The following is a 15,689-nucleotide window of genomic DNA, read 5'->3' on the forward strand; positions in this document are numbered from 1 at the left end:
ACGGTGCTGTCCGGGATGCCGTGGCACACGACCTCGTTGACCGACGTGCACAGCGACTTGGGGAAGCCGCGGTAGCCGAGGGTCGAGGGGTAGGCGCCGTTGGCGAGGGCGAACTCGTGGCCGATGCGGTCGAGCTCCTCGGTGGTGACGCCGGGGCGGACGGCGGCGCCGACGTGCTGGAGGGCCTGGGCCGCCAGGCGGGCGGTGCGGCGGATCCGCTCGACGGTCTCGGGGTCGTTGACCTCGCTGCCGGTGAACGGCCGCGGGTCCGGCCTGTCGACGTACTCCGGGTACTCGATCGACGTGGGCACCGCCCGCCGCGGGGAGACGGTTCCGGGGGTCAGGGTGCCCAACGGGGCGCGATCGGCAAGCATGGGAGAAGTCTACGTAGCCGATCGAGGAGGACCGATGGAGCCCCACGACGAGTGGTTCTACAACACCGCCACCGGGGAGGTGGAGCAGGGCAAGGTCTCCGGCTCGCTCAACCGCATGGGCCCCTACCCGACGCGCGAGGCGGCCGCCGAGGCGTACGCCAGGGCGGCGGACCGCAACAAGGCCTGGGACGCCGCCGACCGCGCCTGGAACGACGAGGAGTAGCCCGCCCGGGGGCGGGCTGCTCCTGCGCGGCGACTACTCGGCGAAGGTGTGGTCCGGGCCGGGGAAGGTGCCCTCCCGGACCTCCTGCGCGTAGGCGCGGGTCGCGGTGTAGAGCGCCGCGCCGACGTCGCCGAACTTCTTCGCGAAGCGGGGAGCCCAGGCCGTCATCCCGGCCATGTCGGTCCACACGAGGACCTGACCGTCGCACGCCGAGCCGGCGCCGATCCCGATCGTCGGGACGTGGAGCACCTCGGTGGCGCGGGCGGCGACGGGGGCGGGCACCATCTCCAGGACGACGGCGACGGCGCCGGCCTCCTGCAGCGCGACGGCGTCGGCGACGAGCCGCTCGGCCGCCCCGTCCCCGCGTCCCTGGACGCGCGTGCCGCCGAGGGCGTGCTCGGACTGCGGGGTGAAGCCGAGGTGCCCGATGACGGGCACGCCGGACTCGCTGAGCAGCTTGACGTGCGCGGCGACACGCTCCCCGCCCTCGAGCTTGACCGCGTGCGCACCGCCCTCCTTGAGCATGCGCACCGCCGTCGCGAAGGCGTGCTGCGGGGAGGCCTCGTAGGAGCCGAAGGGGAGGTCCGCGACGACCATGGCGCGGCGTGCGGCGCCCGCGACCGCGCGCACGGCCGGGACCATCTCGTCGACGGTGACCGGGATCGTGCCGTGCAGACCGAGCATCGTGTTGCCGATGGAGTCCCCGACGAGGAGCACGTCGATCCCCGCCTCGTCGAAGATCCGCGCCGTCACCGCGTCGTAGGCGGTGAGCATCGTGATGGGCTCGCCGCGCTCCTTCATCTGGCCGAGGTGGTGCACCCGCACCCGCTTCGGCACGGGCACGCCGGAGGCTGCGGGGGTGGCGGGGGTCTGCTCACTCATGTCGTTCTCCAGGTCGGGTCGTCCGGTACGACGACCCTACGCGGCCCGCCACCCCCGCCGCTCCGCAGAAGGGTGTCCCAGAGGGGTGTGGTGTCTGGGACACCCCTTGGCGCCCGGGGACACCCCGTGCAGCACCCCTGGCGCCCCGCGTAGGGGCGTCCCAGAGGTGGGGGGTGGGTCAGGTGAGGAGGGACGAGGGGTCGTCGGGGACGTCGACGGCGTGCTCGAGCAGGGCGAGGCGGTCGACGACCTCGAGCGCCCGTTCGTGGGTCGCGGCGAGCACGACGGGCGCGGCGCGACCCGCGTGGTAGGACTGCAGCCACCGCGGCGCGAGCACGCACCAGCGCATCCCCGGCTCCAGCCCGGGGAAGCCGAGCTCCGGGCGCGGGCTGGACAGGTCGTTGCCGATCTCCCGCTGGTGGGCGAGGAAGTCGGCGGTGACGACGACGCACACGGAGTGCCCGCCGGGGTGCCCGGCGCTGGGCACGCAGCTGCCGGTGCGGTAGTAGCCGGTGACGGGGTCGGTCCCGCACTCCTCGAGCGGCCCCCCGAGCACGTTGCGCTCGCTCATGGCCCGATCCTGGCACAGGTGGACGTCCGCGCCCCGGCGCACCGCGGCTGTGCCAGGATCTGGGCCAGGAACCGCCGTCGAAGGAGACCTCCATGACCGTGCTCGCCGACCTCCTCACCGCGCTGCGCACCGGCGGCGTCGAGATCATCGACCTCACCGCGCCGCTGTCGGACGCGACCCCGGTCCTCGAGCTGCCCGAGCAGTTCGGGCAGACGGCCCGCTTCCGGCTCGAGGAGATCTCCCGTTACGACGACCGCGGCCCGGCCTGGTACTGGAACAACTTCCGCACCGGCGAGCACACCGGCACCCACTTCGACGCCCCGAACCACTGGGCCAGCGGCCGCGACCTCGCCGACATCGCCTCGGTGCCCGTCGGCGCGCTCGTCGCCCCGGCGGTCGTGCTCGACGTCGCCGCGCACGTCGCCGAGGACCCGGACTTCCTCATCGAGCGCGAGCACATCGACGCGTTCGTCGCCGAGCACGGCCCGCTGCCCGAGGGCGGCTGGCTGCTGTGCCGCACCGGCTGGTCGGCGCGCACGAGCCAGCAGGACATGATCAACCGCGGCGAGGACGGCCCGCACAGCCCCGGCCTGTCCGTCGAGGCCGCCCGCTGGGTGGCCGAGGAGAGCCCGCTGCAGGGGATCGGCGTGGAGACCGTGGGCACCGACGCCGGCGCCGCCGCCGGGTTCGACCCCCTCTTCCCGTGCCACCACTACCTCCTCGGCAACGGCAAGTACGGGCTGTCCCAGCTGCGCAACCTCGACCGGCTCCCCGCGACCGGCGCCCTCGTCCTCGCCTCGCCGCTGCGGATCGAGGGCGGCTCCGGCTCGCCCACGCGCGTCCTCGCGCTCGTCGAGCGCTGAGCGCCGTGGCACGGGTCGGGGAGGTCGTCGGCCGGACGCTCGTCGCCGGCGGGGTCGACCACGTCTTCGGCGTCGTCGGCTCGGGGAACTTCCACGCGACGAACGCGATGGTCGCGGCGGGAGCCCGGTTCGTCGCCGCCCGCCACGAGGGCGGCGCGGCGACCATGGCCGACGCCTTCGCGCGCACGGCCGGCGCCCCGGCGGCACTGAGCGTGCACCAGGGCTGCGGCCTGACGAACGCGCTCACCGGTATCGCCGAGGCGGCCAAGTCCCGCACCCCGCTCGTCGTGCTCGCGCCGGAGGCGGTGAGTCCGACGTCGAACTTCCACGTCGACCAGGACGCCGTCGCCCGGGCGGTCGGCGCGGTCCCCGTGCGCCTCACCGACCCGGCGTCGGCCGCGCAGGTCACCGCGGCGGCGCTCGCCACCGCCCGCGACGAGCGGCGCACGGTCGTGCTCAACCTCCCGCTGGACGTCCAGGACCTCGAGGTGCCCGACGCGGCGCCGCCCCTGCCCGCGCCGCCGCCGCCCGCCCGGCCCGCCTCCGACGCCGACCTCGAGCGCCTGGCCCGGGCGCTGCAGGTCGCCCGGCGCCCGGTGTTCGTCGCCGGCCGCGGCGCCCGGTCCGCCGCCGCCCGCGACGCCCTCGTGGCGCTCGCCGACGCGTGCGGGGCACTGCTCGCCACCTCCGCCGTCGCCAAGGGCCTGTTCGCCAGGAACCCGTGGTCCCTCGACGTCTCCGGCGGCTTCTCCTCCCCGCTCGCCGCGGAGCTCATCGGCGAGGCCGACCTCGTCGTGGGCTGGGGGTGCGCGCTGAACATGTGGACGATGCGCCACGGGCGCCTCCTGGGCCCGGGCGCCGTCGTCGCCCAGGTCGACGACACCCCCGAGGCACTCGGGAGGCACCGGACGATCGACCTCGGCGTCGTCGGCGACGTCGCGGCCACCGCGCGCGCCCTCGCGCGCCGCCTCGAGGGCACGCCGACGCCGGGCTACCGCGGCCCCGGGCTGCGCGAGCGGCTGGCCGCCGGCCTGCGCTGGCGGGACGTGCCCTACACCGACCTGTCCGACGGCGAGCGGATCGACCCGCGCACCCTCACCCTCGCGCTGGACGACCTCCTGCCCGCCGAGCGCGTGCTCGCCGTCGACTCCGGCAACTTCATGGGCTACCCGAGCATGTTCCTCGACGTCCCGGACGAGCAGGGCTTCTGCTTCACCCAGGCGTTCCAGTCCATCGGTCTCGGCCTGGCGACCGGGATCGGCGCCGCGCTCGCCCGGCCCGACCGGCTGCCCGTCGTCGCGCTCGGCGACGGCGGGGCGCTCATGGGCGCGGCCGAGCTCGACACGGTGCGCCGGCTCGGGCTGCCGATGGTCGTCGTCGTCTACAACGACGACGCCTACGGGGCCGAGGTCCACCACTTCGCCGGCGAGGACCACGCGACCGTCACCTTCCCGCCGACCGACATCGCCGCGATCGGCGCCGGGTACGGCTTCACCGCGCTCACGGTGCGCTCGCCGGGCGACCTCGCCCCGGTGCGCGACTGGCTCGACGGCCCGCGTGACCGGCCGCTGCTCATCGACGCGAAGGTCGTCGCCGACGAGCCGGCGTGGTGGCTGGCCGAGGCGTTCGGCCACTGACCGTCCGCCCGGCTCAGCGCAGCGTCACCGCCGTCCACGAGGCGGGCGGCAGCTCGAGGGTGAGCGTGGCGCCCTCGCGCCGGACCTCCCGGAGGGGGACGGGGACCACCCGGTCCGGCTCGGTGAGGGTGTTGCGGGCGGTGAGGTCGGCGTCGGTGAGCGTCGTCGCCTCGACCGTCCCTACGGTGCCGAGCGCCGCGAGGTCGACGGTGAGCACGGTGGGGGCGTCGGTCGCCCGGTTGAGGACGAGGACGGTCGTGTGCCCCGCCGCCTCGTCGCGCGTGACGACGGCGTCCAGGACGTCGACCTCGCCGTAGCGGGCGGTGGTCAGCCGGTCGGCGCGCAGCGAGGTGCGCAGGACCTCGCCGCGCGCCAGCCGCGAGGCGGCCGCGAACGGGTGGAAGATCGTCTGGCGCCACGCCGGCCCACCGGGCTCGGTCATGATCGGGGCGATGACGTTGACGAGCTGGGCGAGGTTCGCCGAGCGCACCCGCCCGGCGTGCCGGAGCAGGGAGATGAGGAGCCCGCCGACGACGAGCGCGTCGGCCACCGTGTAGCTGTGCTCCAGCAGGCGCGGGGCCACCGGCCAGTCGTCGACCGCGGTGCGCTTCTCCTGCGCCTCGTAGTGCTCGGCGTCCCAGACGTTCCACTCGTCGAAGGCGATCGTCATCGTCCGGTCGTGGCCCGTGGCGGCCTTGACGTCGTCCGCCGTCGCGGCGACCGACTCGATGAAGCGGTCCATGTCCACGCCCGAGGCCAGGAAGCTCGCGACGTCGCCGTCGGTGAGCTTGTAGTAGGCGTGGCAGGAGATGTGGTCGACGACGTCGTAGGTGTGCTCGAGGACGGTGCGCTCCCACGTGCCGAAGGTCGGCATCTGCGCGCTCGAGCTGCCGCACACGACGAGCTCGACCGAGGGGTCGAGCTGCCGCATCGCCCGGGCGGTGCGGGCGGCCAGCTGGCCGTACTCCTCGGCCGTGCTGTGGCCGAGCTGCCACGGGCCGTCCATCTCGTTGCCCAGGCACCACATCCGCACCGCGTGCGGGTCGGGCGTCCCGGCCGCCACTCGCGCGTCGGACAGCGTCGTGCCCGAGGGGACGTTGCAGTACTCCAGGAGGTCCAGCGCCTCCTGCACGCCCCGGGTGCCGAGGTTGACGGCGAGCACGAGCTCGAGCCCGGCGCGGCGCGCCCAGCGCGCGAACTCGTCGAGCCCCACCTCGTTGGTCTCCAGGGAGTGCCACGCGAGGTCCAGGCGCCGGGGGCGCTGCTCCCGCGGCCCCACGCCGTCCTCCCACCGGTAGCCGGAGACGAAGTTGCCACCCGGGTAGCGCACGGTGGTCGCGCCGAGCTCGCGCACGAGGGCGAGGACGTCGGTGCGGAACCCGTCCTCGTCGGCCGCGGGGTGCCCGGGCTCGTAGAGCCCGTCGTAGACCGCGCGGCCGAGGTGCTCGACGAACGAGCCGAACAGCCGCGGGTCGACGTCGGCCACGGGCTCGGCGGCGACGGTGAGGTGTGCGCGGGGCATGGCAGTCCTTCGGGGGCCGGGGCGGCGTCGTCCCACCCGGTCGGGGCCGGGCCGGTCGACCGACTGTAGCGACCCCGCGGGACCGGCGGGTGCAGGGGCGGGCGGCGCGCCGTGGGACGATGCACCCAGCCGACGGGAGGAGCATCGATGGACCGCGCACAGCTCACGCAGGAGACGGGTGTCGCCGGGGCGATCGCGCGGGCGGTCGCCGCGCACGGGCCCGCCGTCGTCGACCTCGCCCGCGAGATCCACGCCCTGCCGGAGCTCGCGTTCACCGAGCACCGCGCCGCCGCCGCGATCACCGACCTGCTGGCCCGGGAGGGCTTCGCCGTCGAGCTCGGCGTCGCCGACCTGCCCACCGCCTTCACCGCGACGGTGGGCGACGGGCCGCTCACCGTGGCGATCTGCGCGGAGTACGACGCGCTGCCGACGGTCGGGCACGCGTGTGGGCACAACCTCATCGCGGGCGCCGCGGTCACCGCCGCACTCGCCCTCCAGCCGGTCGCCGCCGAGCTCGGGCTGCGCGTCGTCGTCGTCGGTACGCCGGCCGAGGAGCACGGCGGGGGCAAGGTGCTCCTCCTCGAGCGGGGCGTCTTCGACGACGTCGACCTCGCGCTCATGATCCACGCGCTGCCCGCCGACCACGGCCACAACCCGCAGGGCACGACCTCACAGGCGGTGGGCCGCTACCGGGCGACCTTCACCGGCCGCGGCGCGCACGCCGCCGCCGCCCCGCACCGCGGCATCAACGCCGCCGACGCCGCCGTCGTCGCCCAGGTCGCCGTCGGACTGCTGCGCCAGCAGATCCCCGGGGACCACCGGGTGGCGGCCGTCGTCGCCCACGGCGGGGACGCGACGAACATCATCCCCGAGACGGCGATCGTCGACTTCGAGTGCCGCGCCTTCACCATGACCGAGTTCACCGACCTCCTCACCCGGGTGCGCCGGTGCTTCGAGGCGGGCGCGCTGGCCACCGGCGCGAGCCTGCGCATCGAGCCGACCGAGCCGGTCTACGAGCCGCTCGAGCACGACGACGTCCTGTGCCGCCACTGGGCCGGGGCGCTGGAGACGCTCGGCTACGACGCCGCGCCGGGCGGTGGCCCGCGCGGCGGGTCCACCGACATGGGCAACGTCTCGCGCGTCGTCCCGGCGATCCACCCGTGGGTGAGCCTGCCGCACGTCGAGGCGCCGATCCACACCGCCGACTTCGCCCGCGCGGCCGACGAGCCCCCCGCCTACGAGACGATGCTCGACGCCGGCACCGCGATGGCCCTCACCGTCGCCACCGTCGCCGCGGACGAGTCCGAGGTCGCGGCGCTGCGCGCCCGCAAGGCGGCGCTGCGGGCCTGACACCGCGGGCCTAGGCCGGCGCCATGTAGAGCACCTCCCACACGTGGCCGTCGGGGTCGGTGACGGCGGCGCCGTACATGTCCTCGCCCTGCGGCCCGACCGGGCCGTCGAGGGCGACGGGGTAGGCGTGCTCGAAGCCGCCGTGCGCGAGCGCGGCGGCGACGAACGCCTCCGTCTCCTGCCGTGAGCCCATCGACAGGCAGTTGAGCACCTGGGTGGCGCGGTGGGCGTCGACGACCGGGGTGGTGACGAACTCGGCGAAGCGCCGGCGGTCCATCGCCATGACGTAGATGGAGGGGGAGACGACGACGCACAGGCACTGGTCGTCGGAGTAGCGCTCGTCGACGGTGAAGCCGACGCCCGTGTAGAAGCGCCGGGTGGCCCCGAGGTCGCGCACCGGGAGGTTGACGATGATCATCCGGTCCATGGCTGGTCCCTTCCGCGGGGCGGCGGACGCGCCCTCTCACCACCGGCCGACCGGGGCGGAGGGTGGAACTCATCGCGGCGATGACTTCGGTGGCCGGGCGCGGTCGGTAGCAGGGTCGTTCGAGAGGAGCCCACCATGCCCACCGTGACCACCTGCCTGTGGTTCGACACCCAGGCCCTGGAGGCCGCCGAGCTCTACGTGTCCGTCTTCCCGCGCTCGGCCATCAGCGAGATCGTGCGCTGGGGGGACAACGACCCCGAGCGCGTGGGCGAGCCGCTCACCGTCCGCTTCACGCTGGACGGTCGCGAGCTGCTCGCCCTCAACGGCGGGCCGGGCCGCCCGTTCACCGAGGCGGTCTCCCTCCAGGTGGGCTGCGCCGACCAGGCCGAGGTCGACCGGTACTGGGAGGCGCTGCTCGCGGCGGGCGGCACGGAGTCGATGTGCGGCTGGCTCACCGACCGGTACGGGCTGTCCTGGCAGATCGTGCCCGAGCGCCTCCTCGAGCTCCTCGGCGACCCCGACCCTGCCCGGGCCGGGCGGGTGGCCGAGGCGATGATGCGGATGGTGCGCGTCGACCTCGCCGAGATCGAGCGGGCCGCCGCATGAGGGCCGCGGTCGACACGCGTCGGACTGCGGGAAAGGGGCTGACACGCGACCGGGGTGCCCCCTACCGTCGAGGGATGGTCACCCAGCCCCCGACGGCGACGGCGCAGCGTCCGGCCGCCACCGCCGGTGACATCGCCGAGCTGCTCGAGCCGATGCGGCGCGAGATCCTCGCGCACTGCTACCGGATGACGGGCTCGGTCCACGACGCCGAGGACCTCGTCCAGGAGACCTACCTGCGCGCCTGGCGGGCCTACCACGGCTTCGAGAACCGCTCCTCGCTGCGCACCTGGGTGTTCCGGATCGCGACGAACGCGTGCCTCACCCACCTCGAGGGGCGCAAGCGCCGTCCGCTGCCCACCGGGCTCGGCGGGCCGCCGGCGGACCCGGCGAACGAGCCGCGCCAGGAGGTCGGGGTCTCGTGGCTCGAGCCGATGCCCGACGACCTCCTGTGGGCCCAGGGGCAGCCCGACCCCGCCGCACGCGCGGTGAGCCGGGAGAGCGTGCGTCTGGCGTTCGTCGCGGCGCTGCAGCACCTCACCGCCCAGCAACGGGCCGTCCTGCTCCTGCGCGACGTCCTGGCCTGGCGTGCGCGGGAGGTGGCCGAGGCGCTCGACCTCACGGTCGCGGGCGTGAACTCCACCCTCCAGCGGGCCCGCGCCCGGATGGCCGAGGTCGACCCCGAGGAACCACCACAGCTGCCGGACGACGAGCGCCGCCGTGCGCTCCTGCGCGCCTACGTCGAGGCCTTCGAGGCCTACGACGTCGCCGCGATCGTCGACCTCCTCGCGGCAGACGTGGTGTGGGAGATGCCCCCCTTTCCCGAGTGGTACCGCGGGCCACGGGACGTCGGGCGGCTCATCAGCACGTGGTGCCCGGCGCAGCGCGCGGGCGACATGCGGATGCTGCCGACGTCGGCGAACGGCGAGCCCGTCCTCGCGCTCTACATGCGCGAGGAGGACGGCGTCCACCGTGCCTTCCACCTCCAGCACATCGTGCCCGCGGAGCACGGTGTGGCCCGGGTGACGGCCTTCTTCGGGCGCGAGCTCTTCACCTACTTCGCGCTGCCGCCCGAGCTCCCGCCGCGGTAGCCCGCGCCGCGGGCGGACGCGCTGGCTACGCTCGGCGGGTGGTGGGGCTGGAGGGGGCCGGGGGACGGTCGACCGACGAGGACGCCGTCGGTGCCGCCTTCCGGTGGCTCGCCCTGGGCCGCGACGTCGTCGTGCGGGGAGCCGACGGCTCGGGCCGCACACGCGTGCTCGGTGCGGCGCAGCGTGAGGCCTCGCGGCGGGGGATGACCGCCGTGCTCCTCGCCGCGTCCGGCGACTCACCGTACGCGGCGCTGCGCGCGCACCCCTCGGTCGTCGCCGAGCGGCTCGGATCGGCGACGGCGCTCGCCGGGTGGCTGACCGAGGAGCTCCAGGCACGTCGCTCGCTCCTGCTGCTCGACGACGTCGACCTCCTCGACCAGGCGAGTGCGGAGGTGGTGCTCCAGGCGTCCCGGTCGAGCGGGGCCATGCTCCTGGCGACGACGCGGGCGGACCTCACCCGCCTCGCCCCCGGGCCCGTCGCCGACCTCGTCGCCGAGCGGGCCCCGGCGGAGGTCCACCTCCTGCCCCTCGGCTTCCGGGCGGTGTCGCGCCTGCTCGCCGAGGAGCTGCGTGGCCCGCCGGACGTCGCGCTCACCTCCTCGGTCACCGCGCGCTCGGGTGGGAACCCGCGGGTGGTGCGGGCGCTGGTGGACGCGGCGCGCGTCGCCGACGCCGTCGGGCTCGTCGGCGGGCGGTGGCGGGCGACCGGGTCCCTGGACGACGTCCCGCTCGACCCGGTGGCCCACGCCCTGCTCCCGCGGCTCGGCCGCGAGCAGGTCGCGGCCCTCGAGCTGCTCGCCTGCGCCGGGCCGCTCACCCGGGAGGTGGCCGAGGAGCTCCTCGGCGCCGGCCTGCTCGACCGGCTCGCCGAGGTCGGCCGGGTGCGGCAGCTCCCCTCCGGGGAGGAGGACACGGTCAACGTCGACCCGCCGGCGCTCGCGGCTGCGCTGCGCGCCCGGCTGGGGGAGGAACGCCGTCGCCGGCTGGAGGAGGTGCTCGCGGACCGCGCCGGCGCCCGGTGGGCCACCCCGGAGCACGGCGACCTGCTCACCGGGGGCGCGAGCGAGTCGTACTGGCAGTGGGCGGCCGACCTCGTCGGCGTCGTCACCGAGCAGGCCAGCGCCACCGAGGCAGCCCTGCGGATCCGCTGGCAGACCAGGCCGACGCCGGCCCACGCGAACGCCTACCTGGGGATGCTCCTGCGGCGGCGCGCGGACGCCCAGGTGGCGGCGGTGCTCGCGGGCACCGAGCTCTCCGAGGAGGACCCGGTCGACGACGTCGTGACCTTCCACCTCCACGAGCTGCGGTGGGCGGCGTGGCAGGGGGAGGGGGAGGAGGAGGTGCTCGCCCGCCTGCGGCTGCCCGGCCCGCACTCCCGCGCCCTGCACCGGCTCCTGCACGAGCGCACCGCGGGGCTGGAGGAGCTGCTCGCGGGGACGGGGGAGTGGCCCTCGCCGGTGCTGCACCGGGCGGCGGCCCTCGCGCGCGCCGCCCGCCTCGTCGAGCTGGGACACCCGGAGCTCGCCCTCGACGTGTGCGACGAGGAGGACCCGGCCCGACCGCCGACCGAGCTCGACCACCAGCTCGAGGGGGTGCGCGGCACGGCGCTCATCATGCTCGACCGGAGCGAGGAGGCCGACGTCCTCGCCCGCGACCACCTCACCCGGGCGCTGCACGAGCGGGACCTCCTCGGGATCCGGGTGCACGCCTGCCTCCTCACCGAGTGCCTGCTGGACGCCGGGGACCTCGACGCCGCCGCACGGGTGCTCAGCCTCTTCCTGCGGGTGGGCCCGGGCGGGCCGCTCGACGCGACGTTCTTCCGCCGCGGCCTGACGGTCGGCACGATCCTCCTCGTCCACCAGGGGACGGTGGACGTCGCCGAGATGCTCCTCGACGCGCTCGACGCCACGCCGCGCGGCTTCCAGCCGGTCATCCACTCCCTGGCGCCGCTCGCCCGCGCCGCGCTCGCCGACTCCCGGGGCGACCCCGGGACCGCGGAGCAGCTGTGGCGGGCGGGAGAGGACTACCTCGCCCAGGGCGCCGTCCAGGCGGCGCTCGTGTGCTGGGTCTTCTGCCCGCCGCCGTTGCCGGCCGAGCGCCTGGCACGCCTGCGCGAGACGTGGTCGGCGTGCCCCTCGCCCCGCCTCGCTCCGTACCTGCGGCTGCACGAGGCGCTCGCGGCAGGCGACCAGGACGCCGTCGTCGCGGCGCTGCCGGGGGCCACGCTCGACGTCGCCGGGCTCGTCCGGAACGCGGTGGCCGCGCTCGACCCCGAGCACGCGGCGCAGGAGGCCGTCCGGGCGCTGGACCCGCGGCTGCGGACGGGCGCGGAGGACGATCCCGGGGAGGCGCTGTCGCCGCGGGAGCGGGAGATCGCCGCGCTCGCCGGCGCCGGGAGCACCAACCGCCAGATCGCGACCGCACTGAGCCTCAGCGTGCGCACCGTGGAGAACCACGTCTCCAACGCGCTCCACAAGCTCGGGTTCACCGGCCGCACCGAGCTCGCGCGGTGGCTCGCCACCGACGGACACCCACCGTCCACCACCTAGGGACCCGCGCGGGCCGCACCGGGTACCGTGACCGCGCCCCACGTCCCGGGCACCCAGCCGGCGCGAGGTCCGAGATAGGTGGTGACCTCGCGGCACACGCGGTGCCATGCTCGTACCAGCCCCGCGGACAGGATCGGGGCGGGGTAGCAGCCTGGTCCCGGCACCTCCGCCCTTCGTCCGCGGGGAGCGACTGCACGACGGCCGCCCGTGCTCGGCACGGGACTCCCTCCCTCCTCCGGAGTGCGTCGTGGTGGAGGGCGCCGCGCGGACCTGCGGATATCCGCGCGGTGCCCTCCGCACATCTCTTGCCCGTGAGGTGAGCAGGTGATTAGATCACTTGCCATGCAGACGGCGATGTCGCAGGGTCCGGTGGCCCGTTCCAACCTCACCTCCGACCTGGCCGCCGCCGTCGTGCGGATGGTCGAGGAGCGCGGCCTCGAGCCGGGGATGCGCCTCGACTCCCAGCGTGAGCTCGCGGCCCACTTCGGCGTGGCCGTCCCGACGATGCGCGAGGCTCTGCGCCGGCTCGAGGGCCTGGGCATGTTGTCCTTCCGCCACGGGTCGGGCATCTACGTCGGCCCTCACGTCAACCGCAGCGTCGTGCCGAACGGCGTGCTCCCGCCCGCGGACCGCGAGCGGCTCGTCGAGCTCGTCGCCGCGCGAGCGCTCATCGAGCCCGCCATCGCCGAGCGCGCGGCGCAGGTGCGCGACCCGGAGGGGATCGCGCGTCTCGAGGCGGTGCTCGCGCAGGCCCGCGAGCGCCTCGAGAGCGGGGACGAGGACCTGTGGCGGACCAACATCGACCTCCACCGCGCGATCGCGGCCGCAGCGGGCAACCGCATCGTCGCGGAGGTGCTCGACTCCCTCCTGCTCATCCACGCCGAGGACCAGCGACGGATCCTCGCGCTCCACGGGGACCCGCAGACCGACTACGCGGAGCACGCGGAGATCGTCCGCCTCATCGTCGCCGGCCGGACGAAGGAGGTGACCCAGGTCATGCGCCGGCACCTCACCGACGTCGCCGGCGCGATCAGCGCGCCGACGCCACCTGCCGGCTAGTCCGTCGAGCTCACAACGAGGTGATCAGCTTGTCCGACGTAAGACGTGCCCTCGTCCCCCTCACCGTGGCGGGACTGCTCCTCATGGGCGGCACCGCCGCCGCAACCGCCCCGGCCGTGGCCCACCGGCCCGGCCCGGCCACCTGCTCGCTCGCGGGGGCCGAGCTCACCGCGACCGCCCGGCCCGCCGAGGACCTCACCGACCTGTTCACCGGCTACGGCGACTCGGGCACCGGCTGGACGGGTGCCGACAGCACGTACTCCGTGCGGCTGCGCGACGGCTCCCTCGCCTGGATCTTCTCCGACACCTTCCTCGGCCCGGTCGAGGCGGACGGCACCCGGCCGCGCACCACACCGTTCCTCAACAACTCGATCGTGCTCCAGGAGGGCGATCACCTCAGGACCGTCACCGGCGGCACCGCGGGCGCCCCCGAGAGCATCGTCGGCCCGACGGCGGACGGCGACTGGCACTGGTTCGGTGCCGGCGTGCTCACCCGTCGCGGGGACCTCACGGTGGGGGTGCTGAGGTTCGCCCGCTTCGGGGACGGGTACTGGGACTGGGGCTGGGAGAGCAACGCCCTCGTCACCCTCGACACCGACACGTGGCAGGTGACCGGGCTCGACCCGCTCCCCTCGGCCGCCGGGGTCCAGTGGGCCTCGTGGTACCAGCGCGCCGGCGGCCACGTCATCGTCCACGGCGTCGAGGACCTCGGCGCCGTGAAGTACATGCACGTCGCCATGGTGGTCGGCGGGGACCTCACCGACCTCCGGCGGTGGCGGTACTGGGACGGGCAGGGCTGGTCGCGCACGGAGACCGACTCCGCGCGCGTCATGCCGGGCGTCGCCAACGAGTACAGCGTCAGCCCCTACCGCGACGGCTACCTGCTCGTCACCCAGGACACCTCGGTCCCCTTCGGCTCGGAGATCCGCGCCTACACCTCCTGCTCGCCGACCGGCCCCTTCGAGGGCGGCACGACGATCTACCGGATGCCGGAGGTCGGCGCCTGGGGCAGCTACGGGGACCCGGACGTCATCGCCTACAACGCCCACGAGCACCCCGAGCTCAGGGACGGCGACACCCTGCTCGTCTCCTACAACGTCAACTCGATCGACACCGACGACGTCTACGACGACGTCACGATCTACCGGCCTCGGTTCATCGAGGTCGAGCTCGACCTGACCCGCCCCTGACATCACACCGAGGTGATCATCATGAGGAAGACCCCTGTCCTGACCGTCGCGACGACGCTCACCCTGACCCTGGTCCTCGCCGCCTGCTCCGGCGGCGGGGGCGGTGACGAGACGACCAGCGAGCCGCGCGCCGAGGGCGAGGAGGTGACGCTCGGCTTCTACACCGACAAGGCCGCCTGGGAGCCGAGCTTCGAGGCGATGAACGCGGTGTCCGGCGAGAACGGGCTCACCCTCGACTTCACCGGCTACGCCGACCCCACCGCCTTCGACTCCTTCGTCAAGCAGTCCTTCCGCACCGACTCGGTGCCCGACCTGTTCACCTGGCACACCGGCGCCCAGCTGGGCGAGCTCGTCGAGCAGGGGCTCGTCGCCGAGACGACCGACCTGTGGGCAGACGCCGAGGAACAGGGGCTCGTCCCCGAGGGCCTCATCGACAACTACACCTTCGACGGCAAGCAGTACTGCGTCCCGCTCAACGTCGCCTACTGGCCGGTGTACTACAACCAGCGCGTCTTCGACGAGTACGACCTCGAGGTCCCCGAGACCTGGGACGACCTCATGACCATCGCCGACACCCTCGTCGAGAACGGCGAGGTGCCCTTCCACCAGATGAACATCATCTTCGAGTTCGTCTGGTTCCAGGCCCTCCTCGCCGGCAACGACCCGGAGGTCTACCAGGGCCTGCAGACCGGTGAGGCCAGCTACACCGACCCCGCCGTCGTCGAGGCCATGGAGACGTGGAAGCAGATGATCGACGACGGCTACTTCGTCGACCCGGGCGTGACGACCGACCCGCAGACCCTCCTGGCCAACGGCGACGTCGCCATGGCCTACTTCGGCACCTTCTTCACCGGGCAGCTCACCGACATCGGTGCGACGTCCGGGGAGGACTACGGCGTCTTCGTCATGCCGAACCTCGGCCCCGACGTCGAGAACAGGCAGATGATCCTGGAGACAGGCCCGCTGTGCGTGGGCGTCGGCTCGCAGAACGAGCAGGCGGCCCTGGAGTACAGCGCCTGGTGGATGACCGACGACGCCCAGAACGCGTGGTCCAGCGAGCGCGGCGACATCTCCTTCAACCCCAACGCCGACGTCGCCGACCCCGCGCTCGCCGAGCTCGTCGCGCAGGTCACCGCGGAGGACTCCGGCATCACCGTCCAGCAGCGCTACCTCGAGGCCAACCCGCTGCCGGTGTACACGCTGTCCACCGAGCTCTTCGGCGACTTCGTCACCAACGCGCCCGACCCGATGCCGGTGCTCGAGCGGCTCCAGGCCGAGGCCGAGGCGTACTGGGCCGAGCAGGACTGAGACCGGGCCGGTGGGTGGGCACCACCCACCGGCCCAGCCC

Annotated in this window: 15 protein-coding genes; 10 read left to right on the forward strand and 5 right to left on the reverse strand. The window is 74.6% G+C overall.

Annotated elements, in window-relative coordinates:
• A partial coding sequence (locus FHE66_RS11195) for a M24 family metallopeptidase (protein WP_139073118.1) occupies positions 1 to 374 on the reverse strand: 374 nt, incomplete at its 3' end.
• Between the two features lie 34 nt (positions 375 to 408).
• Here FHE66_RS11195 and FHE66_RS11200 point away from each other — a divergent pair.
• The gene (locus FHE66_RS11200) at positions 409 to 597 is read left to right on the forward strand and encodes a hypothetical protein (RefSeq protein ID WP_139073035.1); all 189 of its coding nucleotides are present in this window, start codon (positions 409 to 411) and stop codon (positions 595 to 597) included.
• Positions 598 to 630: 33 nt separating this feature from the next.
• Here the strand turns inward: FHE66_RS11200 and panB are convergent, their stop codons facing one another.
• Positions 631 to 1,479 (reverse strand): 3-methyl-2-oxobutanoate hydroxymethyltransferase, encoded by an 849-nt coding sequence (gene panB / locus FHE66_RS11205; RefSeq protein WP_139073036.1) that lies wholly within the window; start codon positions 1,477 to 1,479, stop codon positions 631 to 633.
• A 178-nt stretch (positions 1,480 to 1,657) separates the two neighbouring features.
• A complete protein-coding gene (locus tag FHE66_RS11210) occupies positions 1,658 to 2,050 on the reverse strand; it encodes a DUF2237 family protein (protein WP_139073037.1) in 393 nt (130 codons plus the stop codon).
• A 92-nt stretch (positions 2,051 to 2,142) separates the two neighbouring features.
• Between FHE66_RS11210 and FHE66_RS15890 the strand changes: the two genes are divergently transcribed.
• Positions 2,143 to 2,913, forward strand: a complete 771-nt coding sequence (locus FHE66_RS15890; RefSeq protein ID WP_139073038.1) for a cyclase family protein — start codon at positions 2,143 to 2,145, stop codon at positions 2,911 to 2,913.
• Positions 2,910 to 4,550: a thiamine pyrophosphate-binding protein gene (locus FHE66_RS11220; RefSeq protein ID WP_255303711.1), complete on the forward strand. Its 1,641-nt coding sequence runs from the start codon at positions 2,910 to 2,912 to the stop codon at positions 4,548 to 4,550. The genes FHE66_RS15890 and FHE66_RS11220 overlap by 4 nt, the downstream gene beginning before the upstream one ends.
• Positions 4,551 to 4,563: 13 nt before the next feature.
• Here FHE66_RS11220 and FHE66_RS11225 read toward each other — a convergent pair whose 3' ends face one another.
• Complete coding sequence (locus FHE66_RS11225; RefSeq protein WP_139073040.1) at positions 4,564 to 6,072, reverse strand: alpha-N-arabinofuranosidase; 1,509 nt, start codon at positions 6,070 to 6,072, stop codon at positions 4,564 to 4,566.
• A gap of 147 nt (positions 6,073 to 6,219) precedes the next feature.
• On the opposite strand from FHE66_RS11225, the gene FHE66_RS11230 reads away from it, so the two are divergent.
• Positions 6,220 to 7,422 carry an amidohydrolase gene (locus FHE66_RS11230; protein WP_139073041.1) on the forward strand — a complete coding sequence of 401 codons (1,203 nt, stop codon included), beginning with the start codon at positions 6,220 to 6,222 and terminating at the stop codon, positions 7,420 to 7,422.
• A 10-nt stretch (positions 7,423 to 7,432) separates the two neighbouring features.
• On the opposite strand, the gene FHE66_RS11235 is transcribed toward FHE66_RS11230, so the two are convergent.
• Positions 7,433 to 7,849, reverse strand: coding sequence for a VOC family protein (locus tag FHE66_RS11235; protein WP_139073042.1), 417 nt, complete (start codon positions 7,847 to 7,849; stop codon positions 7,433 to 7,435).
• Between the two features lie 135 nt (positions 7,850 to 7,984).
• Between FHE66_RS11235 and FHE66_RS11240 the strand changes: the two genes are divergently transcribed.
• The 6 genes from FHE66_RS11240 (at position 7,985) to FHE66_RS11265 (ending at position 15,649) form a co-directional block, all read left to right on the forward strand.
• The gene (locus FHE66_RS11240) at positions 7,985 to 8,455 is read left to right on the forward strand and encodes a VOC family protein (protein ID WP_139073043.1); all 471 of its coding nucleotides are present in this window, start codon (positions 7,985 to 7,987) and stop codon (positions 8,453 to 8,455) included.
• Positions 8,456 to 8,529: 74 nt separating this feature from the next.
• Positions 8,530 to 9,543: a sigma-70 family RNA polymerase sigma factor gene (locus FHE66_RS11245; protein ID WP_139073044.1), complete on the forward strand. Its 1,014-nt coding sequence runs from the start codon at positions 8,530 to 8,532 to the stop codon at positions 9,541 to 9,543.
• Between the two features lie 38 nt (positions 9,544 to 9,581).
• Positions 9,582 to 12,092, forward strand: coding sequence for a LuxR C-terminal-related transcriptional regulator (locus tag FHE66_RS16015; RefSeq protein WP_139073045.1), 2,511 nt, complete (start codon positions 9,582 to 9,584; stop codon positions 12,090 to 12,092).
• 324 nt (positions 12,093 to 12,416) lie between these two features.
• A complete protein-coding gene (locus FHE66_RS11255; RefSeq protein ID WP_139073046.1) occupies positions 12,417 to 13,151 on the forward strand; it encodes a FadR/GntR family transcriptional regulator in 735 nt (244 codons plus the stop codon).
• A gap of 29 nt (positions 13,152 to 13,180) precedes the next feature.
• Complete coding sequence (locus tag FHE66_RS11260; protein WP_218013695.1) at positions 13,181 to 14,341, forward strand: DUF4185 domain-containing protein; 1,161 nt, start codon at positions 13,181 to 13,183, stop codon at positions 14,339 to 14,341.
• A 21-nt stretch (positions 14,342 to 14,362) separates the two neighbouring features.
• Positions 14,363 to 15,649, forward strand: a complete 1,287-nt coding sequence (locus FHE66_RS11265; protein WP_139073048.1) for an ABC transporter substrate-binding protein — start codon at positions 14,363 to 14,365, stop codon at positions 15,647 to 15,649.
• The last annotated feature ends 40 nt before the right edge of the window (positions 15,650 to 15,689 follow it).

The sequence above is a fragment of the Georgenia sp. 311 genome, from assembly GCF_006151955.1.
Lineage (GTDB): Bacteria > Actinomycetota > Actinomycetes > Actinomycetales > Actinomycetaceae > Oceanitalea > Oceanitalea wutianyii.